Raw genomic sequence first — 20,776 nt, forward strand, 5'->3', positions numbered from 1 at the left:
GTAGGGCGTGGGCATGCGGTGACGCTATCGCTAATCGGACAAAAGCGACGGAAACGGATGTCGTGCGGTCGCGTGTCGCTCCCGCGCTTCCCCCGGCCGGGGCCACCACCCGGCCGGGGCGCCGGTCACCTCACAGGCGGGCGACGTTCCGCTCGTACACCATCCGCAGGCCGATCAGCGTCAGCCACGGCTGGTGCTCGTCGATCACCGAGGACTCCCCCAGCACCATCGGCGCGAGCCCGCCCGTGGCGATCACCGTGACGTCGTCCGGATCGTCGGCCAGTTCCCGCGCCATCCGGCTGACGACGCCGTCGACCTGCCCGGCGAAGCCGTACACGATGCCCGCCTGCATGGCCTCGACGGTGTTCTTGCCGATCACGCTGCGCGGCCGGGCCACCTCGATCTTGCGCAGCTGGGCGCCCTTGACGCCGAGCGCCTCCACGGAGATCTCGATGCCGGGCGCGATGACGCCGCCGACGTACTCCCCTCGCGCGGAGACCGCGTCGAACGTCGTCGCCGTACCGAAGTCGACGACGATCGCCGGACCGCCGTACAGCTCGACGGCGGCGACCGCGTTGATGATCCGGTCGGCGCCGACCTCCTTGGGGTTGTCGGTGAGGATCGGGACGCCCGTCTTCACGCCCGGCTCCACCAGCACGGCGGGTACGTCGCCGTAGTAGCGTCGGGTGACCTCGCGCAGCTCGTGCAGGACCGAGGGGACGGTCGCGCAGATCGCTATGCCGTCGATGCCGTCGCCCAGCTCCTCGCCGAGCAGCGGGTGCATGCCCATCAGGCCCTGCAGGAGCACCGCCAGCTCGTCCGCCGTGCGGCGCGCGTCCGTGGAGATGCGCCAGTGCTCGACGATGTCCTCACCGTCGAACAGGCCGAGGACGGTGTGCGTGTTGCCGACGTCGATCGTGAGCAGCATGGCCGTTACTCCGCCTCGCGCAGGTCCAGGCCGATGTCCAGGATCGGCGAGGAGTGGGTGAGCGCGCCGACGGCCAGGAAGTCCACGCCGGTCGCGGCGTACGCGCGCGCGTTGGCGAGGGTGAGCCGGCCCGACGCCTCCAGCAGTGCCCGGCCGGCGACGATGCCGACGGCCTCCTCGCACTCGCCGGGCGTGAAGTTGTCCAGCAGGATGAGGTCGGCGCCCGCGTCCACCACCTCGCGCAGCTGGTGCAGGGTGTCGACCTCGACCTCGATCGGCACCTCCGGGAAGGACTCCCGTACGGCCTTGAAGGCCTGGGCTACGCCGCCGGCGGCGACCACGTGGTTGTCCTTCACGAGGGCCGCGTCGGACAGCGACATGCGGTGGTTGACGCCGCCGCCGCAGCGCACGGCGAACTTCTCCAGCGAGCGCAGGCCCGGCGTCGTCTTGCGGGTGTCGCGCACGCGCGCCTTGGTGCCCTCCAGCGCGTCCGCCCACGCGCGCGTGGCGGTCGCGATGCCGGACAGCCGGCACAGGATGTTCAGGGCGCTGCGCTCGGCGGTCAGCAGGTCACGCGTGCGCGTGGTGACCGACAGCAGCTTCTGCCCGGCCTCGATCCGGTCACCGTCCTCGACGTGCCGCTCGACCTCGAACTCGTCCGTGCAGACCACGGAGAGCACGGCCTCGGCGACCCTGAGGCCGGCCACGACGCCCGCCTCGCGCGCGGTGAAGTCGGCGGTCGCCACCGCGTCCTCGGGGATGGTCGAGACGGTCGTCACGTCCACGCCGCCGTCCAGGTCCTCCTGGATGGCGACGTTGGCGATGTCCTCGACCTCCAGTGGGTCGAGTCCCGCGGCGGCCAGCAGCTCGGCGAGCGCGGGGTCGAGCCCGCACTCCAGGTACTCCTCGTCGCCCTCCGCGCCGCAGGCGCAGCCGTCACCGCAGCCGCCGGTCGGGGCGAGGGGAAGGTCGTCGGTGCTCACGTCTGTCACTGCTCCTGGGGGCGCGGGTTCTGCCGGACAGGGGGGAAGTCTGCGGTCTCGGTGGTGTGCACGGCCAGCGACCGGTCCGGACCGAGCCGTACGACGATGTGGCGGCGCCAGCCGCTGTCGTCGCGTTCGGCGTGGTCCTCGCGCCAGTGGCAGCCGCGGGTCTCCTCGCGCAGCCGGGCGGCGGCCACCAGGGCCCGGGCCACGCACAGGAGGTTGGTGGCCTCCCAGGTGTCGACGCCGGGCTCGGAGGTCTTGCCGTTCTCGTCGAGCGCGTCGCGGGCCTCGCCGTGCAGTCGCTGGAGCTGGTCCGCTGCCTTGGCGAGGGACTCCTCGGAGCGCAGCACGCCCGCGCCCTCGGACATGATCCGCTGGATGGCGAACCGCGACTCGGCGGCGAGCAGCGGGTGGGCGGGCCGCCCGGGATCCGGGACCGGTGCGGGCACGCGCGCGTGGAGGCCGTCCTCCTCGCGGGCCGAGGCGATGTCGGCGGCGATGCGCTCGGCGTAGACCAGACCCTCGAGGAGGGAGTTGGAGGCGAGCCGGTTGGCGCCGTGCACGCCGGTGCAGGCGACCTCCCCGCACGCGTACAGCCCGGGGACGGTCGTCCGGCCCCGCGCGTCGGTGCGGACGCCCCCGGAGGCGTAGTGGGCGGCCGGGGCGATCGGGATGGGCTCGGTGACCGGGTCGATGCCGTTGGCGCGGCAGGCGGCCAGGATGGTCGGGAAGCGGTGCTCCCACATCTCGGCGCCGAAGTGCCGGGCGTCGAGGAACATGTGCTCGGCGTCCCGCTCCTGCATCCGCCGCATGATGCCCTTGGCGACGATGTCCCGGGGCGCCAGCTCGGCCAGCTCGTGCTGCCCGGTCATGAACCGCACGCCGTCGGCGTCGACGAGGTGGGCGCCCTCGCCGCGCACCGCCTCCGAGACCAGCGGCTGCTGCCCCTCCGCGTCCGCGCCGAGGAACAGCACGGTCGGATGGAACTGCACGAACTCCAGGTCGCTGACCTCCGCGCCCGCGCGCAGCGCCAGCGCCACGCCGTCGCCGGTCGACACGGACGGGTTGGTGGTCGCGGAGAACACCTGGCCCATGCCGCCGGTCGCGAGGACCACGGCGGGGGCGTGCACGGCGCCCACGCCGTCGTGCTGGCCCTCCCCCATGACGTGCAGGGTGACGCCGGCGGTGCGGCCCTCGGCGTCGGTGAGCAGGTCCAGCACGAGCGCGTTCTCGACGGTGCGCAGACCACGGGCGCGTACGGCCTCGACGAGTGCGCGGGAGATCTCGGCGCCGGTCGCGTCGCCGCCCGCGTGCGCGATCCGGCGCCGGTGGTGGCCGCCCTCGCGGGTGAGTTCCAGCTCTCCCTCCGAGGACTCGTCGAAGTGGGCGCCGGTGTCGATGAGCCGCCGCACGGCGTCGGGACCCTCGGTGACGAGGATCCGTACGGCCTCCTCGTCGCACAGGCCCGCGCCCGCCACCAGGGTGTCCGCCAGGTGCTGCTCGGGGGTGTCGCCCTCGCCGAGGGCCGCGGCGATGCCGCCCTGCGCCCAGCGGGTCGAGCCGTCGTCCAGGCGGGCCTTGGTGACCACGACCGTCGTGAGCCCGGCGGCCTCGCAGCGCAGGGCCGCGGTCAGGCCGGCCACCCCGGAGCCGACGACGACCACGTCCGCCGTGATGTGCCACCCGGGGGCGGGGGCGTGCAGTCGTATGCCTGTGCTGGTCACGAGGCGGCTCCGAGGGATCCGAAGGTGAGGGGGACGTTGTCGATCAGCCGGGTCGTGCCGACCCGGGCGGCGACGGCGAGGACGGCTTCGCCGGTGAAGCCGTCGCCGATCTCGCTGAAGTCCGCGGGGTCCACCAGTGCGAGGTAGTCCAGCCGCAGCGGCGGGTCGAAGCGGGCGGCCTCGTCCAGGACCTGGCGGGCGGCGGCCCGTACGGCCGCCTGACCGCCGGGCGCGGCCGTGGCCACCGCGTGGGCGTCGGCCGCCGCGCGGGACTCCCCTATGGCGCTCAGGGCCTCGGCACGCGCCTTCGTGGAGGGCACTTCCCGCGCCCGCGCGCGCAGCGCCTCCTGCGCGGCGTGCCGGTCGCGTCCGGCGAACAGCGCCCGGGACAGCGCGAGGGCGGTACGGCGCTCGTCGGGCGAGAGGTAGCGGTTGCGGCTGGACAGGGCGAGCCCGTCCTCCTCTCGCACGGTCGGTACGCCGGTGATCTCGACGCCGAAGTTCAGGTCCCGCACCATGCGCCGGATGAGGGCCAGCTGCTGGGCGTCCTTCTGTCCGTACAGGGCCACGTCGGGCCGGGTGAGGTGCAGCAGCTTGGCGACGACGGTGAGCATCCCGTCGAAGTGGCCGGGCCGCGAGGCGCCCTCCAGCCGCTCGCCCATGGGGCCCGCGGAGACGCGCACCTGGGGTTCGCCGCCCGGGTAGACCTCGTCGACGGCAGGGGCGAACACGGCGTCCGCGCCCGCCTGCCCGGCGAGCTTCAGGTCGGCTTCGAGGGTGCGCGGGTAGCGGTCCAGGTCCTCGCCCGCGCCGAACTGCAGCGGGTTGACGAAGACCGTGACGACGACCTCGCCGTCCGGGCCGGCGATCTCACGCGCGGCCCGGATCAGGGTCGCGTGCCCCTCGTGCAGGGCGCCCATGGTCATCACGACGGCCCGGCGGCCGTGGCGCACGCGCGCGTGCAGCTCCTCGGCGGTGCTCAGCAGGGCGGTGCTCATCGGTCGTTCCCCTCGGTGCCGTCGATGCCGTCGGTGCCGCTCGGGCCGTCGTCCCCGTCGGCGAGTACCCCGAGCAGGTCCTCGGCCAGTTCGGGCTTCAGCAGCCCGTGCGCGAGCGCCCGGTCGGCGGTCGCGCGGGCCATCGCCAGGTAGCTGGCCACGGTCTGCGGGGCGTGCCTGCGCAACTCGGTGACGTGCGCGGCGACCGTTCCGGCGTCCCCGCGCGCGACGGGCCCGGTGAGGGCGGCGTCGCCGGAGCGCAGGGCGTTGTCGAGTGCGGCGCCGAGCAGCGGGCCGAGCATCCGGTCGGGCGCCGTCACGCCGGCCGTGCGCAGCAGCTCCATCGACTGGGCGACCAGGGTGACCAGGTGGTTGGCACCGAGCGCGAGGGCCGCGTGGTAGAGCGGGCGGTTCTCCTCGCTGATCCACTCCGGCTCGCCGCCCATCTCGACGACCAGGGCCTCGGCGGCCAGGCGCAGCTCCCCGGGCGCGGTGACGCCGAAGGAGCAGCCCGCGAGGCGCTGCACGTCCACCGGGGTGCCGGTGAAGGTCATCGCCGGGTGCAGCGCCAGCGGCAGGGCGCCCGCGCGCAGGGCGGGATCGAGGACCCTGGTGCCGTACCGGCCGGAGGTGTGCACGAGCAGCTGTCCCGGCCGTACCGCGCCGGTCTCGGCGAGCCCTGCGACCAGGCCGGGCAGGGCGTCGTCGGGGACGGTGAGCAGCACCAGGTCGGCGCGCTGGAGGACCTCGGCGGGGGACACCAGCGGCACGCCCGGGAGCATCGCACCGGCCCGCCTGCGGGAGGCGTCGGAGACTCCGGAGACGGCCACCGGGCGGTGCCCGGCGAGTTGGAGGGACGCGGCCAGCGCGGGGCCCACCCGGCCGGCGCCGACGACGCCGACGGCGAGCCGCGCGGGGCGGTCCTTGAGGTCTGGCTGGTGGACTGTACTCACGCGACGGAGGCCTTCCCGTTCCAGTCCGCTCTGGGTACCGGACGATTTCTCGTCATGTTAACGCTATCCGGTCCGGCGGCGGCCGGCCGTCCACAGGCTGTGGGTTACGCCACGCCGTCCGGGCGGCTCCGCCGGGCGGAAATCCCGGTGCCCCGGACCGGTCCGGCACGGCATGATCCGCGGCATGACGGACATGGCTGAGCAGGGCACCGGGCAGGACGGGCGACGCACACGGCAGGAGGGGCTGCGGGAGCGGCGCGCGGCCGCCCAGCGGCAGGTGCGGCGCACTCTGTCGCGCGCGAGCTGGGGCGGCACGCTCCGCGAGCGCCTCGCCCGGCTGCCGGAGGCGGCGGCCGAGGCGTACGACCTGGACGAACCGGCCGACATCTACGGCAACCGGGTCGTGGCCGCCCTTGAGGACCGGGTCGCCGCGCTGCTCGGCACCGAGGCCGCCGCGTTCTTCCCCACGGGCACGATGGCCCAGCAGGTGGCCCTGCGCTGCTGGGCGGCCCGCACCGGCAACCCGACGGTGGCGCTGCACCCGCTCGCCCACCCGGCGGTGCACGAACGGCAGGCCTTCAGCCAGGTCAGCGGCCTGCGCCCGGTCGGTGTGGGCGGCGGGCATCGGCACCCCACGGCAGCCGAGATACGCGACTTCGAGGAGCCCTTCGGGGCCCTGATGCTGGAACTGCCGCTCCGGGACGCCGGCTTCGTGCTGCCCACCTGGGAGGAGCTGACCGAGGTCGTCGAGGCGGCGCGGGAGCGCGACGCGGTGGTGCACATCGACGGCGCGCGGCTGTGGGAGTGCACCGAACACTTCGGACGTCCGCTGGACGCGATCGCGGCCCTCGCCGACACCGTCTACGTGTCGTTCTACAAGTCCCTCGACGGCTTCGGCGGCGCCGCGCTCGCCGGTCCGAAGACGCTGATCGAGGAGGCGCGGACCTGGCGGCACCGGTACGGCGGCCAGATCTTCCAGCAGTTCCCGACCGCGCTGTCCGCGCTCGTCGGGCTGGACCGCGAGCTGCCCCGGCTGCCCGAGTACGTGCGGCACGCGCGCGTGGTCGCGGCCGCGCTGCGCGAGGGATTCGCCGCGGCCGGGGTGCCCTGGGCGCGTGTCCACCCCGAGGTGCCGCACACGCACGAGTTCCAGGTCTGGCTGCCGTACGGGGCCGACGCGGTGGCCGAGGCCGCCGTGCGCCAGGCCGAGGAGACGGCGGTGATGCTCTTCGCGAACCCCTGGCACGACGCGGCGCCCGGCATCGCGTGCACGGAGGTCGCCGTCCGTGCCGACGGCCTGGAATGGACGCCCGACGACGTCCGCGCGGCCGTGCGGGAATTCGTGGACCGGCTGCCGGATCAGGCGTAGCCGGACGGGGCCCGGCGGTCGGCCGGGGCCCGGTGCGCGCCGGGCGCTCCCGGTGCGGGAGCCGTCAGCCGTGGCCGCCCGCCCGCACCAGGCCCGTCTCGTAGGCCAGCACCACCACCTGCACCCGGTCGCGCAGGCCGAGCTTCGTCAGGATGCGGCCCACGTGGGTCTTCACCGTCGCCTCGCTCAGCACCAGCCGGGCCGCGATCTCGCCGTTCGACAGGCCCTGCGCGACCAGCACCATCACCTCGCGCTCCCGGTCGGTGAGCCGCTGGAGCTCCTTGTGCTGGGGCTCCTTGCCGGCGGAGGGCAGCATCGGCGCGAAGCGGTCGAGCAGGCGCCGGGTGGTGGAGGGCGCCACCACCGCGTCACCGCTGTGCACGGCGCGGATGGCGGCCAGCAGGTCGCCCGGCGGCACGTCCTTGAGCATGAAGCCCGAGGCGCCCGCCTTGAGCCCGGAGAAGGCGTACTCGTCCAGGTCGAACGTGGTCAGTATCAGCACCTTCGGCGGGTTCGGCCCGGAGCAGATCCGCCGGGTCGTCTCCACGCCGTCCAGCTTCGGCATGCGGACGTCCATCAGGACGACGTCGACCGCGGTGGACCGCAGCACCTGGAGGGCCTCGACGCCGTCGCCCGCCTCCGCGACGACCTCCATGTCCGGCTGGGCGGCGAGCACCATCCGGAACCCGGTGCGCAGCAGCATCTGGTCGTCGACGAGCATCACGCGGATCGGCATCGGGTCTCTTTCGTTCGGGGCGGGCGGACAAGGGGGGCGGTCGGGGCGGACGATCAGGGGTGCGGTCCGAAGCGTGTCACGACCGGGGCGTGACGGGCGCCCCACCGGGCACGTACGGACGTCAGTGCGCCGGTTTGAGCGGCAGGAGCGCGCTGATGCGGAATCCTCCGCCCGGGCGCGGTCCGGCGTCCAGCGTGCCGCCGACCATGCCGACCCGCTCGCGCATGCCGATCAGGCCGTGCCCCTGCCCGTCGGCGCCGCCCTCCTCGTACAGCTCGTGCGGCGCCCCCTTGCCGTCGTCCTCGACGAGCAGGCCGAGTCCGTCGTCGAAGTAGACCAGCCGGACGCTCGCACCCGTGTTCGGGCCGCCGTGCTTGCGCGTGTTGGTGAGCGCCTCCTGCACGATCCGGTACGCGGTCAGCTCCACGCCGCTGGGCAGCGGGCGCGGGGTGCCCTCGACCTTGAAGTCGACGGGGAGACCCGAGGTGCGGCACTGCTCGACGAGCTCGTCGATCTGCTCGACGTCGGGCTGCGGGACGTACTCCCCGCTCTCCTGGTGCTCGCCGGTGCGCAGCACGCCCAGCAGGCGGCGCATCTCGGCGAGGGCCTGGCGGCCGGTGGAGGAGATCGTCTCCAGGGCCTTCCTGGCCTGGTCGGGGGCGGCGTCGAGGACGTAGGCGGCGCCGTCGGCCTGCACGACCATCACCGACACGTTGTGCGCGACGACGTCGTGCAGCTCGCGCGCGATGCGGGCGCGCTCGGCGGCGACCGCGACCTTGGCCTGCGCCTCGCGCTCCTTCTCCAGACGGGCGGCGCGCTCCTCCAGCTGCGCGAAGTAGGCGCGCCGGGTGCGCATGGAGTCGCCGAGCACCCAGGCGAGGGCGAAGGGCACCGTCTGGAAGGCGGCTATCGCCGCCTGCCCGAGGAAGCCGGTGTGCTCGGCCGGCCAGCGGATCTGCGCAACGACGGCCGCGCACAGGCTGACGGCGAGGGCGAGCCGGGAGGCCCAGTGCGCGCCGACCGCCGCGACCGTGCAGGTGATCACCAGCATCGCGAAGTCGGCGACGGTCGACTCGACGTCCAGGACCAGCTGGACCAGGCCGGTCGCGAGGGCGAGCAGCAGCATCGCCTCCGGGAAGCGGCGGCGCAGCGCGACGACGACGCACAGGACGGTGGACACGGCCATTCCGGCGGCGAGGCTCCCGTGGTGACCGCGCACCCCTCGGAGACTGACCACGCTCAGCGCGGACAGCCCGAGCAGGACGACGGCCCAGAAGGTGTCGACCCAGGTCGGGTGGCGGCGGAGGAAGTCGTAGAGGCGCTGCACGTAACCCAGCGTAGGGAAACCGGATGTGTGCAGGGGTCAACCGGAGGGCCGATCCGCGCCCGGCGCACGTACTCCCCAAGGTGGAGGAGGTGATCACCTGTGCGCCTAGTCTGGTGCGGTGACGGATGGGACGACGGCCGGGAGTCCGAGCGGCGAGCGCGGCCGGTGCGGCTGGCGCACGGCGGCCGCAGCGGCCCTGTACGGGCCCGGCGGCTTCTACCGGCGGCCCGAGGGTCCGGCCGGCCACTTCCGTACCTCTGTGCACGCCTCGGCGCTGTTCGCGGGGGCCGTGGCCCGGCTGCTGTGCCGGGTCGACGAGGCGCTGGGGCGGCCTGAGGCCCTCGACTTCGTTGACATGGGGGCCGGGCGGGGCGAGCTGGCCGCCGGGGTGCTCGCCGTCCTGCCTCCGGAGGTGGCCGCTCGCGCGCGGGTGCACGCCGTCGAGATCGCCGGCCGCCCCGCCGGCCTGGACGGGCGGATCAGCTGGCTGGACGAGCCCCCGGAGGCGGTCACCGGACTGCTGTTCGCCAACGAGTGGCTGGACAACGTGCCCGTGGACGTCGTCGAGGTGGACGCCTCGGGCGTGCCCCGGCTGGTGCTCGTCGCCCCGGACGGCTCCGAGCGGCTCGGGGAGCCGGTGTCGGGCGAGGACGCGGACTGGCTGGCGCGCTGGTGGCCGCTGCCGGCCGAGGAGGGGCTGCGGGCGGAGATCGGGCTGCCCCGGGACCGGGCCTGGGCGTCCGCCGTCGAGCGGGTGGTGCGCGGCCTCGCCGTGGCCGTGGACTACGCGCACGCCGTGGGCGCACGCCCCCCGTTCGGGACGCTCACCGGCTTCCGGGAAGGCCGTGAGACGGCTCCCGTCCCGGACGGCTCCTGCGACATCACGGCCCACGTGGCCCTGGACGCGTGCGCGGCCGCGGCCCACGCGCCCGCGAGCCCGCCGGCCACGCCCGGCGGCCCGGCGGCGCGCACGCTGCCCGCCGCGCGCCTGCTCACCCAGCGCGCCGCTCTGCGCGCCCTGGACATCACCGGCGCACGCCCGCCGCTCGCGCTGGCCTCCACGGACCCCGCCGCCTACGTGCGCGCCCTCGCCGGTGCCGGGGAGGCGGCCGAACTCACCGCCCCGGGCGGCCTCGGCGACTTCGGCTGGCTGGTCCAGCCGGCCGGGATCCCCGACCCGCTCGCCGGGTCCGGCGCCTGACGCCCGCCTACTTGTCGATGTCCCCGACCACGAAGAACATCGAGCCCAGGATCGCCACCATGTCCGCCACCAGCGTCCCCGGCAGCAGCTCGGTCAGGGCCTGGATGTTGTTGTACGACGCCGAGCGCAGCTTCAGCCGGTACGGGGTCTTCTCACCCTTGCTGACCAGGTAGTAGCCGTTGATGCCGAGCGGGTTCTCGGTCCAGGCGTACGTGTGTCCCTCGGGTGCCTTCAGCACCTTCGGCAGCCGCTGGTTGATCGGGCCCGGCGCCAGCTCCGCGAGCCGGTCGAGGCAGGCGTCCGCGAGGTACAGCGCGTTGTGGGTCTGCTCCAGCAGGATCTCGAAGCGGGCGAGGCAGTCGCCCTCGGCGCGGGTGACCACCTTGAGGGTGTCCTGGAGGTCGCCGTACGCCAGGTACGGCTCGTCGCGGCGCAGGTCGAGGTCGACGCCCGAGGCGCGGGCGATGGGCCCGCTCACCCCGTAGGCGTGCACGGCCTCGGGCGAGAGCGCTCCGACCCCGCGCGTGCGCCCCCGGAAGATCTCGTTGCCGAGCACCAGGTCGTCGAAGACGTCCATGCGGGAGCGCACGTCGGCGACCGCGGCACGCGCGCGTGCTGCCCAGCCGGCCGGCAGGTCCTCCTTGAGGCCGCCGACGCGGTTGAACATGTAGTGCATGCGCCCGCCGGAGACCTCCTCCATGACGTTCTGGAGCACCTCGCGCTCCCGGAACGCGTAGAAAACCGGCGTGATCCCGCCCAGCTCCAGCGGGTACGAGCCGAGGAACATCAGGTGGTTCAGCACCCGGTTCAGCTCGGCGAGCAGCGTGCGCGTCCACACCGCCCGCTCGGGGACCTCCATGCCGAGCATCCGCTCCACGGCCAGGACCACGCCCAGCTCGTTCGAGAAGGCCGACAGCCAGTCGTGGCGGTTGGCGAGCATGATGATCTGCCGGTAGTCGCGCGCCTCGAACAGCTTCTCGGCTCCGCGGTGCATGTAGCCGATCACCGGCTCCGCGTGCACGATGCGCTCCCCGTCCAGCACGAGCCTGAGCCGCAGCACGCCGTGCGTGGACGGGTGCTGGGGCCCGATGTTGAGCACCATGTCGGTGCTCTCCGCGGCGCCGCCGATCCCGACCGTGGTCTCCGTCGTAGGAGTCATGGCCCCAGTTTCCCCTACGTACGCTGGTCCCATGGAAACGGGGAGCCGGGAAGAGACGGGGACACCGGCGGACGAGCCGGTGTGGCGGGGGGTGCAGCCGGCCCTGCTGCGCGTGCGCCGCCTGCTGGTGCTGGTGTGGACAGGGGTGCTCGCGGTCGCCGCGGGGCTGCTGCTGGGCCTGCTGGCGGGGCCCGCGTGGGCGGCCCTCGCGCTGCTGCCGCCCGCCCTCGCCGCGTGGGGCTGGCGGCTGCTGGAACGCAACTGGCGCTCGTGGCGGTACGCCGAGCGCGCCGACGACCTGCTGATCAGCCGTGGGGTGCTCTGGCGCGAGGAGACGGTGGTGCCGTACGGGCGGATGCAGCTGGTGGAGGTGACCTCCGGGCCCGTGGAGCGGCGCTTCGGGCTGGCCACCGTGCAGCTGCACACGGCGGCCGCGGCGACCGACGCGACGATCCCCGGCCTGGACCCGGCCGAGGCGGAGCGGCTGCGCGACCGGCTCACCGAGCTGGGCGAGGCCCGATCGGCGGGCCTGTGACCTCCCCGGGCCCCGGCGGGGACATACCGGAGCGCCCGCCCGTCACCGAGCGCCGGCTGCACCCGGTCACGCCCTTCCGCCGGGCGTGGGCGCCGGTCGCCGTGCTGGCCGGCTGGGCGGTGCACGACCCGAACGGGGCCCAGGAGCAGCTGGCCCGGCTGACCACCACGATGCTCCTGCTGGGCCTCTCGGTGGTGGTGCCGGTGGCCGGCCTCTACGGCTTCCTGTCCTGGTGGTTCACGCACTTCGCGGTCACCGACACCGAACTGCGCATCCGCACCGGGCTGCTGTTCCGGCGCACGGCGCACATCCGGCTGGAGCGCGTCCAGGCCGTGGACGTCTCCCGTCCGCTCCTCGCGCGCGTGGCGGGTGTCGCGAAGCTGCGGATCGACGTCGTCGGCGCCGACGACAAGGACGAGCTGGCCTTCCTGGGCGAGCGGGAGGCACGTGCCCTGCGCGCGGAGCTGCTCGCGCGCGCCGCCGGTTTCGCGCCCGAGACGGCGCGCGAAGTGGGCGAGGCGCCGGCGCGCGAGCTGGTGCGCGTGCCCCCGCGCGAGCTGGCCCGCGCCCTGGCACTGACGGGCGCCACCTGGGGATCGCTGGCCGCCGCGATCGTCGTGCCGACCGTGCTGTGGCTCACCACCCACAGCCTGTGGACGGTCCTCGCGACCGCCGTGCCGCTGCTCGGCGGGGCCGGTGCGAGCAGCGCGGGACGGTTCGTCTCCGAGTTCGACTGGTCGGTGAGCGAGTCCCCGGACGGGCTGCGCATCGACCACGGGCTGCTCGACCGTGCGCACGAGACGGTGCCGCCCGGCCGGGTGCAGACCGTGCGGATCGTGGAACCGCTGCTGTGGCGGCGGCTGGACTGGGTCCGGGTGGAGCTCGACGTGGCCGGGTCCGAGAACTCGGTGCTGATCCCGGTCGCCCCGCGCTCGCTCGCCGAGTCGGTCGTCGCGCGCGTGCTGCCCGGCGTGACGGTGCCGCACGAGCTGTCGCGGCCGCCACGGCGGGCCCGGTGGTGCGTGCCGATGTGGTGGCGCGGACACCTCCTCGCGGTCACCGGCGCGGTGTTCGTCACCCGCGGCGGCCTGCTGTGCCGCAGGCTCTCCCTGGTTCCGCACGCCAAGGTGCAGAGCGTACGGCTCACCCAGGGGCCCTGGGAGCGCCGCAACGGGCTCGCCGACGTGCACGTGGACACCGGGGCCGGCAAGACCGTCACGGCCCGGCTGCGGGACGCGGGGGAGGCCGCACGGCTGCTGCGCGAGCAGGCGGAGCGCTCCCGTACCGGCCGCCGCAACGCCCGCCCGGACCGCTGGATGACCGGCTGACGCACGAAGGCCCGGCTCCCTGCTCGGGAAGGCCGGGCCCGGTGCGTGGCGGGTACCGCTGCGCGTAGGTTCAGGAGGCCGCGCTGCGCAGCCCCTGGACGTCGATCTGCTCGGTCTCGTCGTGCGCGGTCAGGTCGATGACCTGGCCGATCCCGCGGGACCGCTCGTCGGCGGGCTTGAACGCGGCCTCCCGCTCGGCCTTGTGCACGGCGAGGGCCTCCTGGCCGACGACGTCGGCGAGGTCCTCGTTCTGCACGGAGTCCAGCGCGGCCGCGGGTGCGCTCTTCTGGGTGCCGAAGAAGTCGAAACCGCCCTCGACCACCGGGCGCCGCGCGGGCGCCGCCGGGACGACGGCCACCGCGGTGGGCACCGTGAAGTGCCCGGCGGGCGGCTGTCCCGCGGTCTTGGCGGGCTCGGCGGGCACCGTCGTGGCGGTCCCGCGCGCGTGCTCGTCGGCGGCGGCGGTCCGCACCCGCTCCTCGTCCCCCGAAACGGCCTCGTCCTCGCCCTTCCGGGCGGTCGGCACACCGCCCTCTCCTCGGGCGGGAGCGTCGGACCCGTTCTTCACGCCGTCCGCGGCGCCTTCTCCTTTGGCGACGGCGCCGGGTTCCGCCGTCTCCCCGTCGGGGGCGTCCGGCCGGTCCGCCGCCTCGGGCCGGGCGGCCCCGGCGTCGCCGGAGGTGGTCCCGGCGTCGCCGGAGGCGGTGGTGGCGGCGTCGTCGGTGGCGGTCCCGGTCGCGGGGTCCTGTCCGAACCGGGCGAGGGCCGTCAGGGCCCGCAGGTACAGCCGGGACCCCTCGGGGGAGAACACGGCACAGGCCTTCGGGGTGTCCTCGGCGCTCCCCGGGCCCGAGGAGCCCTCGGAAGTCCCGGCGTCCTCCGGGGCTTCGGCGCCCGCGGCGGCCGGGGCACCGGCGGGGGCCGCCTCGATCGCCTCCCGCTCGGCGCTCCGCGCGGGCGGCAGCGCGGGCACGGCGGCCTCGATCTCCAGCAGGCGCCGCCCCTCCAGGGCACTCGCGCGCTGGGTCTCCGCGGTGGCGTAGCGGCGCAGCAGGGCCGCGTGCTCGTTGCGCAGGCCGGCCAGCTCCGTCCGCTTGGCACGCAGCCGCTGCTCCAGCTTCACCCGCAGTTCGCGGGACTCCTCCAGATCGGTCTCCAGCTCGGCGACCCGTTCCTCGTACCGCCACTCGTCGCTGGCACGCGCGCGGGTGAGGTCCGCGACCTGCTTGCCCGCCTGGGTGTCCCAGCGGCGCATCACGACCGCGCCGGCGGCCGCGGTCGCCGCGGCGGCGCCGGCCAGGGCACGCAACACCGTGGCCTCGGAGAACACCCAGGGACCCAGCGCGCAGACGGCGGAGACACCGGCGATCACCGAAGGGGGCAGCAGCCGGTGCAGAGGCGGGGAATGGCGGTGGCGTCCACGTGGCATGGCCAGAAACTTACCGCGCGTAGGCGATTCGCGGACCCCCGCCCCGCAAAAACCCGCCCCGCAAAAACACCGCGGCGTCGCGGGCCTTCACGGGGCGTCAGGGCGGGACGGCTCAGCGGTCGGTGAGACGCCCGCTGAGCCACTGCAGCGCCGGTGGGATCTCGCGCCGCCAGGTGTTGAAGTTGTGCCCGCCGCTGGGGAGGATGATCGACGAGATCCGGGTCAGGTTCGTGGCCTGCACACCCTGTATGAAGTTCAGGGTGGACTTGTAGTTGTGTTCGCCGACCTTGCTGCTGGTGACGAGCAGCGAGGTGTCGGGGGCCGGCCGGTGCTTGACGAACCACCACAGGTCGGCATGGTTCTGCAGGTTCCTGTCACCGTGGAAGAGGTCACCGGTCGTGGGGTCGAGCAGCGCCTTGTAGTACGGCGACAGGCCCGCGCCGGCCGCGTACACGTCGGGGTGGTGCATGGCGAACTTGAGCGCGCAGTAGCCGCCCGTGGAGTCGCCGATGACACCCCAGCTGCCCGGGCGCTTGCCGACCCGGTAGTGCGCGAGCACGGCCTCCGGCAGGTCCTTGGCGAAGAACGTCTCCGCCTGCGGGCCGCCGGGGACGTCCACGCACTCGGTGTCCCTCGGCGGAGCCACGGTCGGCCGCAGCATCACCAGGATCATCGGCTGCATCCGCCCGTCCTTGGCCAGCTGCTGTGCCGTACGCGGGTAGTTCAGCTTGTCCACCAGCGACTCCGCCGTGCCCGGGTACCCGGTCAGCACGACGGCCACCGGGAACGTACGCGTGCGGTACCGGGGCTGGAAGTACTCCGGCGGCAGGTAGACGTACGCCGGAGCGACGAGGCGGGTCGTACGGCCCACTATGTCGACCTTCTGCACCCGCCCGCCCGTCTCCGGCGGCGCGTCGGGCGCACCCGGCACGCCGAACGAGGAGACCACCTGCAGTGGGCCGCCCGAACTGCCGTTGGCCGAGTGGTCGACCACTATCCCCTGCTCGGTCTCCTGTCCGAACAGGTCCGCCCAGCTGGCGTAGAAGCCGAAGGCCTGGTTGGTGGCGAGCCCGACGCACGCGAAGAGCGCCACCTGGGTGGCCAGCAGCAGGCCGACCCGTCCACTGACGGTGCGCCAGTTCTGCCGTGCCAGACGCGGCCACAGCCACACCGTGCCGACGAACAGCACGGCGGCGACCGCCATCGCCAGCACCAGCATGTTGTTGCTCGTGAGACCCATGGGCTGTTACCTGCCTGCGCTTTCCGCCCGTACCGCGCCCACACTTCTTCGCAAGGGCTTGCCCGGGGCTTTCCTTTGCCTTTGACCCGACTTTCCGATGGGGAGTGAACCTCTTTCCCCGAGACACCGTCCTAGAGGGCGCAATGTCGCCGGATGCCCGACCGGGCCCGGGTTCAAGGTCTCTCGCAGAACTACGGGATGCGATGTCTGTCAGGATAGATGGGGAAATGTCGGGCGAGGTTCCGGGTCGATCAAGCCGGGCGCGGCGCATCCTGCGCGGCCCGCGCCCCGAGGCCGTCCCCGCCCTGGTCGGCAGGGCGGCAGCCGTCGTGGGCCTCCTCGACATCGCCGCGGGCGTGTTCCCGCGCTTCCGCCACAGCCGCATGCACGCCATCGCCGAGGTGCTGCCCGGCTCCTTCGGGCCCTTCGCCGCGGCACTCTCGCTCAGCGCCGGCGTGCTGTTGCTGCTGCTGGCGCACGGACTCAAGCGCCGCAAGCGCCGGGCGTGGCGCGCCGCCGTCGTACTCCTGCCGGCCGGCGCCGCGGCGCAGTTCGCCTACCGGCACTCCGTCCTCGGCGTGCTCATCGCGGTCGCGCTCCTCATACCGCTGCTGCGTCACCGGACCGAGTTCGCCGCACTGCCCGACCCGCGCAGCCGCTGGCGCGCGCTCGCCAACTTCGTCCTGATGAGCGCCGGTTCCCTCGGCCTGGGACTCGTCATCGTCAACGTCCACCCCAACCGGACCGTCGGCGACCCGAGCCTCGCCGACCGGCTGACGCACGTCGTCTACGGACTGTTCGGCTTCGAGGGCCCGGTCGACTACCAGGGCAACACCTCCTGGACCGTCGCCTTCTCCCTGGGCGCCCTCGGCTGGATCACCGCCGTCACCACCATCTACCTGGCCTTCCGTCCCGAACACCCCGCCGCCCGCCTCACCGAGGAGGACGAGTCCAGGCTGCGCGCCCTGCTCGCCAGGCACGGCGCCCGCGACTCCCTCGGCCACTTCGCGCTGCGCCGCGACAAGGCCGTCGTCTTCTCCCCCAGCGGCAAGGCCGCGGTCACCTACCGCGTCGTCTCCGGCGTGATGCTGGCCAGCGGCGACCCCATCGGCGACGTCGAGGCCTGGCCCGGCGCCATCGAACGCTTCATGGACGAGGCCAAGGCCCACTCCTGGACCCCCGCCGTCATGGGCTGCTCCGAGACCGGCGGCGAGGTGTGGACCCGCGAGACCGGCCTGGACGCCCTGGAACTCGGCGACGAGGCGGTGGTGGACGTCGCGGATTTCTCGCTCGCCGGACGCGCGATGCGCAACGTCCGACAGATGGTCAAGCGCATCGAGCGGGCCGGCTACGAAACCCGGGTACGGCGCATCCGTGATCTCGGCGAGCCCGAACTGTGGCGCATCCGCCGGGCGGCGGAGGACTGGCGCGGCACCGACACCGAGCGCGGCTTCTCCATGGCCCTCGGCCGCATCGGTGACCCCGCCGACGCCGACTGCCTGATCGCCACCGCCCACAAGCAGGACGACGAGCCCGGCGAGTACGGCGACCTGAAGGCGATCCTGCACTTCGTGCCCTGGGGCGCGGACGGCGCCTCGCTGGACCTGATGCGCCGCGACCGCAGCGCCGACCCCGGCATGAACGAACTGCTGATCGTCGCCGCCCTGCAGGCCGCCCCCAGGTTCGGCATCACCCGGATCTCGCTCAACTTCGCGATGTTCCGCTCCGCCCTGGCACGCGGCGAGAAGATCGGCGCCGGTCCGGTGCTGCGCGCCTGGCGCGGACTGCTGGTGTTCCTCTCGCGCTGGTTCCAGATCGAGTCGCTGTACAAGTTCAACGCCAAGTTCCAGCCGCGCTGGGAACCCCGCTTCGTGGTCTACCGGGCCTCCGCCGACCTGCCCCGCATCGGCTTCGCCGCCATGCAGGCGGAGGGCTTCGTCGACCTGGCCCTGCCGATCCCGCGCTTCCTGCGCCGGCGCCGGGCGGCCGCCGAGCGCCCGTGCGCGCACGCCGTGGCCGAACGGGACGTCCGAGCGGCCTGACGAGGGCCGAACGAGACGTCCGAGCGGCCCGGCGTGGAAAGAGCCGGACCCCGCGCCCAGCGCGGCCCGCGGCCCCCAGGACCGGCCCGGGCGGAAGACCCACCCTCTCCGGCCCGGGGCTTCCGCCCGGGCCGCCGCGCGATCCCGGCGCCCTCCTGGGCCTACGCTGAACGTATGAACAACCTCAGCGGGCGCGGCCGGGTGACGGGCCTTCCGGCATGGGACCGGTGCGCCGTCATGGGGGTCGTGAACGTGACCCCCGACTCCTTCTCCGACGGCGGCCGCTGGTTCGACACCACCGCCGCCGTCAAACACGGCCTCGGCCTCGTCGCCGAGGGCGCGGACCTCGTCGACGTCGGCGGCGAGTCCACCCGCCCCGGCGCCACCCGTGTGGACGAGTCCGAGGAACTGCGGCGCGTCATCCCCGTGGTCCGGGGGCTCGCCTCCGAGGGTGTGGTCGTCTCCGTCGACACCATGCGCGCCTCCGTCGCCGAGCAGTCCCTCGCGGCCGGCGCCGTCCTCGTCAACGACGTCAGCGGCGGCCTCGCCGACCCCGCCATGATCCCGGTCGTCGCCGACGCCGGCGCCCCGTTCGTCGTCATGCACTGGCGCGGCTTCCTCCAGGGCGGGAACGTCAAGGGCGTCTACGAGGACGTCGTCGCCGAGGTCACGGACGAACTGCGCGCGCGCGTGGACGCCGTCCTCGACGGCGGCGTCGCCGCGGACCGCATCGTCGTCGACCCCGGTCTCGGGTTCTCCAAGGAGGCCGGTGACGACCTCACCCTCCTCGCCCACCTCGACCGCCTGCGCGCCCTCGGCCACCCCCTGCTGGTCGCCGCGTCCCGCAAGCGCTTCCTCGGCCGGGTCCTGGCCGGGCCGGAGGGATCGCCCCCACCGGCCAGGGAGCGCGACGCCGCCACCGCCGCCGTCTCCGCGCTCGCGGCCCACGCCGGCGCGTGGGCGGTGCGCGTCCACGAGGTACGCGCCACCGCGGACGCGGTACGGGTCGCCCGGGCCGTGGAAGGGGCGCGCACGGCCGCGCCGGCCACGCCGGACGAGCGCGGGGCGGAAGGAACCCGGTGAGCGCCCCCCACACCGACGTCGAGCAGGTTGAGGCCGCCAACACCGCCTTCTACGAGGCACTCGAGCGCGGCGACTTCGAGGAGGTCTCCACGCTCTGGCTCAGCCCCTCCGACCTGGGCGTGGACGAGGAGTACCACGATCCGGCGGACACCGGGGTGATCTCCTGCGTCCACCCCGGCTGGCCCGTGCTCACCGGCCGCGGCGAGGTCCTCAGGTCGTACGCCCTGATCATGGCCAACACCGACTACATCCAGTTCTTCCTCACCGACGTGCACGTCTCCGTCACCGGCGACACCGCGCTGGTCACCTGCACCGAGAACATCCTCAGCGGCGGCCCCGCCCCCGCCGACGGCTCGGATCTGGGTCCGCTGGTCGGCCAGCTCGTCGTCGCAACCAACGTCTTCCGGCGCACGCCCACCGGCTGGAAGCTCTGGTCGCACCACGCCTCCCCCGTCCTGGCGGAGACCGACGACGACGGCGACGACGACAACGGCGGGGTGAACGGCGTGAACCCGGACGACGAGCCCCTCGCCTGACCGGGTCAACGAAGTGGTTGGAATCACCTACCGCCGGGTATGAGCGGCTACCACCCCGTGACGCCCCCGGGCTCCCCTGGGGAAACGCGGAGTGAACCCTCCGGATCGCGGCCGGGCCCACGGCCCCCGCGGCCCGGCCCTGTCGGTGCCCGCAGGTAGATTCGACTGAGGCCGGTGTACCGCCCGCACGCGGTGCCGACCGGTCGTTCCCGACGATTGCAGGAGTGATTCGCGTGGATCGTGTCGCGCTGCGCGGCCTCAAGGCCCGCGGGCACCACGGTGTGTTCCCCAAGGAGCGCGAGGAGGGCCAGACCTTCATCGTCGACCTCGTGCTCGGCCTGGACACCCGGCCGGCCGCGGCCGACGACGACCTGGCGAGAACCGTGCACTACGGCATCGTGGCCGAGGAGGTCGTGGCCGTTGTCGAGGGCGAGCCGGTCAACCTCATCGAGACACTCGCCGAGCGGATCGCCCAGACCTGCCTGAAGCACGAAGGGGTCCACGAGGTCGAGGTCTGCGTCCACAAGCCGGACGCGCCGATCACCGTGCCCTTCGACGACGTGACCGTCACCATCACCCGGAGCCGAGTATGACCCGACCTTTCACCCAGGGTCACAGCGACCCGACCGTCCAGCCGGTGCCCGCCTCGGTCCTCGAGCAGGTCGACGCCGCCGACACCACGCTGAGCAACCCCAAGTGGGCCGTCATCTCCATCGGCGCCAACCTCGGCAACCGCCTGGAGACCCTCCAGGGTGCCGTCGACGCCCTGGAGGACACCCCCGGCGTCCGCGTCAAGGCCGTCTCCCCCGTCTACGAGACCGAGCCCTGGGGCGTCGAGCCCGGCAGTCAGCCCTCGTACTTCAACGCGGTCGTCCTGCTGAAGACCACCCTGCCCCCGTCCTCCCTGCTGGAGCGGGCGCACGCCGTCGAGGAGGCCTTCCACCGCGTCCGCGACGAGCGCTGGGGGCCGCGCACCCTGGACGTCGACATCGTGGCCTACGCGGGCGTCACCTCCGACGATCCGCACCTCACCCTGCCCCACCCACGCGCCCACGAACGCGCCTTCGTGCTCGCCCCCTGGCACGACGTGGACCCGGAGGCCCAGCTGCCCGGCCGCGGCACCGTGGCCGATCTCCTCGCGGCCGTCACCCGGGAGGGCGTCGAGGCACGCGCGGACCTGGAACTCCGGCTGCCCGAGTAAT

Annotated in this window: 19 protein-coding genes; 9 read left to right on the forward strand and 10 right to left on the reverse strand. The window is 74.0% G+C overall.

Features of this window, described 5'->3' with window-relative positions; all coding sequences use genetic code 11:
- Window positions 1-130: 130 nt before the first annotated feature.
- The 5 genes from IE177_RS21020 to IE177_RS21040 are packed head-to-tail and all read right to left on the reverse strand — an operon-like array spanning window position 131 to window position 5,589.
- Window positions 131-928 carry a type III pantothenate kinase gene (locus IE177_RS21020; RefSeq protein ID WP_190016914.1) on the reverse strand — a complete coding sequence of 266 codons (798 nt, stop codon included), beginning with the start codon at window positions 926-928 and terminating at the stop codon, window positions 131-133.
- A gap of 5 nt (window positions 929-933) precedes the next feature.
- Window positions 934-1,911 (reverse strand): carboxylating nicotinate-nucleotide diphosphorylase, encoded by a 978-nt coding sequence (gene nadC, locus IE177_RS21025; protein WP_190016915.1) that lies wholly within the window; start codon window positions 1,909-1,911, stop codon window positions 934-936.
- Window positions 1,912-1,916: 5 nt separating this feature from the next.
- Complete coding sequence (locus IE177_RS21030; RefSeq protein WP_190016916.1) at window positions 1,917-3,638, reverse strand: L-aspartate oxidase; 1,722 nt, start codon at window positions 3,636-3,638, stop codon at window positions 1,917-1,919.
- Window positions 3,635-4,636, reverse strand: a complete 1,002-nt coding sequence (gene panC / locus IE177_RS21035; protein ID WP_190016917.1) for a pantoate--beta-alanine ligase — start codon at window positions 4,634-4,636, stop codon at window positions 3,635-3,637. The genes IE177_RS21030 and panC overlap by 4 nt, the downstream gene beginning before the upstream one ends.
- Window positions 4,633-5,589 (reverse strand): Rossmann-like and DUF2520 domain-containing protein, encoded by a 957-nt coding sequence (locus tag IE177_RS21040; RefSeq protein ID WP_190016918.1) that lies wholly within the window; start codon window positions 5,587-5,589, stop codon window positions 4,633-4,635. The genes panC and IE177_RS21040 overlap by 4 nt, the downstream gene beginning before the upstream one ends.
- A gap of 184 nt (window positions 5,590-5,773) precedes the next feature.
- Between IE177_RS21040 and IE177_RS21045 the strand changes: the two genes are divergently transcribed.
- Complete coding sequence (locus IE177_RS21045) at window positions 5,774-6,958, forward strand: threonine aldolase family protein (RefSeq protein ID WP_190016919.1); 1,185 nt, start codon at window positions 5,774-5,776, stop codon at window positions 6,956-6,958.
- A gap of 64 nt (window positions 6,959-7,022) precedes the next feature.
- On the opposite strand, the gene IE177_RS21050 is transcribed toward IE177_RS21045, so the two are convergent.
- Window positions 7,023-7,694 carry a response regulator gene (locus IE177_RS21050; protein WP_190016920.1) on the reverse strand — a complete coding sequence of 224 codons (672 nt, stop codon included), beginning with the start codon at window positions 7,692-7,694 and terminating at the stop codon, window positions 7,023-7,025.
- Window positions 7,695-7,815: 121 nt separating this feature from the next.
- Complete coding sequence (locus IE177_RS21055; protein ID WP_190016921.1) at window positions 7,816-9,021, reverse strand: sensor histidine kinase; 1,206 nt, start codon at window positions 9,019-9,021, stop codon at window positions 7,816-7,818.
- Window positions 9,022-9,139: 118 nt separating this feature from the next.
- Here IE177_RS21055 and IE177_RS21060 point away from each other — a divergent pair, with 118 nt between their 5' ends.
- Window positions 9,140-10,222, forward strand: a complete 1,083-nt coding sequence (locus tag IE177_RS21060; RefSeq protein WP_190016922.1) for an SAM-dependent methyltransferase — start codon at window positions 9,140-9,142, stop codon at window positions 10,220-10,222.
- 7 nt (window positions 10,223-10,229) lie between these two features.
- Here IE177_RS21060 and IE177_RS21065 read toward each other — a convergent pair whose 3' ends face one another.
- Window positions 10,230-11,381: an NADH-quinone oxidoreductase subunit D gene (locus IE177_RS21065; RefSeq protein WP_190016923.1), complete on the reverse strand. Its 1,152-nt coding sequence runs from the start codon at window positions 11,379-11,381 to the stop codon at window positions 10,230-10,232.
- On the opposite strand from IE177_RS21065, the gene IE177_RS21070 reads away from it, so the two are divergent.
- Both IE177_RS21070 and IE177_RS21075 read left to right on the forward strand, forming a co-directional pair.
- Window positions 11,380-11,916 (forward strand): PH domain-containing protein, encoded by a 537-nt coding sequence (locus IE177_RS21070; RefSeq protein WP_506005059.1) that lies wholly within the window; start codon window positions 11,380-11,382, stop codon window positions 11,914-11,916. The two genes, IE177_RS21065 and IE177_RS21070, sit on opposite strands and share 2 nt — an antisense overlap.
- The gene (locus tag IE177_RS21075) at window positions 11,901-13,244 is read left to right on the forward strand and encodes a PH domain-containing protein (RefSeq protein WP_506005061.1); all 1,344 of its coding nucleotides are present in this window, start codon (window positions 11,901-11,903) and stop codon (window positions 13,242-13,244) included. Before IE177_RS21070 ends, IE177_RS21075 begins: the two co-directional genes overlap by 16 nt.
- Window positions 13,245-13,314: 70 nt before the next feature.
- Here IE177_RS21075 and IE177_RS21080 read toward each other — a convergent pair whose 3' ends face one another.
- Both IE177_RS21080 and IE177_RS21085 read right to left on the reverse strand, forming a co-directional pair.
- Window positions 13,315-14,673, reverse strand: coding sequence for a hypothetical protein (locus IE177_RS21080; RefSeq protein ID WP_190016926.1), 1,359 nt, complete (start codon window positions 14,671-14,673; stop codon window positions 13,315-13,317).
- Between the two features lie 112 nt (window positions 14,674-14,785).
- On the reverse strand, window positions 14,786-15,913 hold the full coding sequence (locus IE177_RS21085) for an alpha/beta hydrolase-fold protein (protein WP_190016927.1): 1,128 nt from the start codon (window positions 15,911-15,913) through the stop codon (window positions 14,786-14,788).
- 227 nt (window positions 15,914-16,140) lie between these two features.
- Between IE177_RS21085 and IE177_RS21090 the strand changes: the two genes are divergently transcribed.
- The 5 genes from IE177_RS21090 to folK all read left to right on the forward strand — a co-directional run bounded on the left by IE177_RS21090 (window position 16,141) and on the right by folK (window position 20,775).
- Window positions 16,141-17,955 carry a phosphatidylglycerol lysyltransferase domain-containing protein gene (locus IE177_RS21090; RefSeq protein ID WP_190016928.1) on the forward strand — a complete coding sequence of 605 codons (1,815 nt, stop codon included), beginning with the start codon at window positions 16,141-16,143 and terminating at the stop codon, window positions 17,953-17,955.
- A 174-nt stretch (window positions 17,956-18,129) separates the two neighbouring features.
- Entirely contained in the window at window positions 18,130-19,038 is a 909-nt protein-coding gene (gene folP / locus IE177_RS21095) for a dihydropteroate synthase (protein WP_190016929.1), read from the forward strand.
- Complete coding sequence (locus IE177_RS21100; RefSeq protein ID WP_190016930.1) at window positions 19,035-19,574, forward strand: nuclear transport factor 2 family protein; 540 nt, start codon at window positions 19,035-19,037, stop codon at window positions 19,572-19,574. Before folP ends, IE177_RS21100 begins: the two co-directional genes overlap by 4 nt.
- Before the next feature lie 233 nt (window positions 19,575-19,807).
- Window positions 19,808-20,167: a dihydroneopterin aldolase gene (gene folB / locus IE177_RS21105; protein WP_190016931.1), complete on the forward strand. Its 360-nt coding sequence runs from the start codon at window positions 19,808-19,810 to the stop codon at window positions 20,165-20,167.
- Window positions 20,164-20,775: a 2-amino-4-hydroxy-6-hydroxymethyldihydropteridine diphosphokinase gene (folK, locus tag IE177_RS21110; protein ID WP_190016932.1), complete on the forward strand. Its 612-nt coding sequence runs from the start codon at window positions 20,164-20,166 to the stop codon at window positions 20,773-20,775. Before folB ends, folK begins: the two co-directional genes overlap by 4 nt.
- The last annotated feature ends 1 nt before the right edge of the window (window position 20,776 follow it).

This window comes from Streptomyces lucensis JCM 4490 (genome assembly GCF_014650035.1).
In the GTDB taxonomy this organism is placed as follows: domain Bacteria; phylum Actinomycetota; class Actinomycetes; order Streptomycetales; family Streptomycetaceae; genus Streptomyces; species Streptomyces lucensis.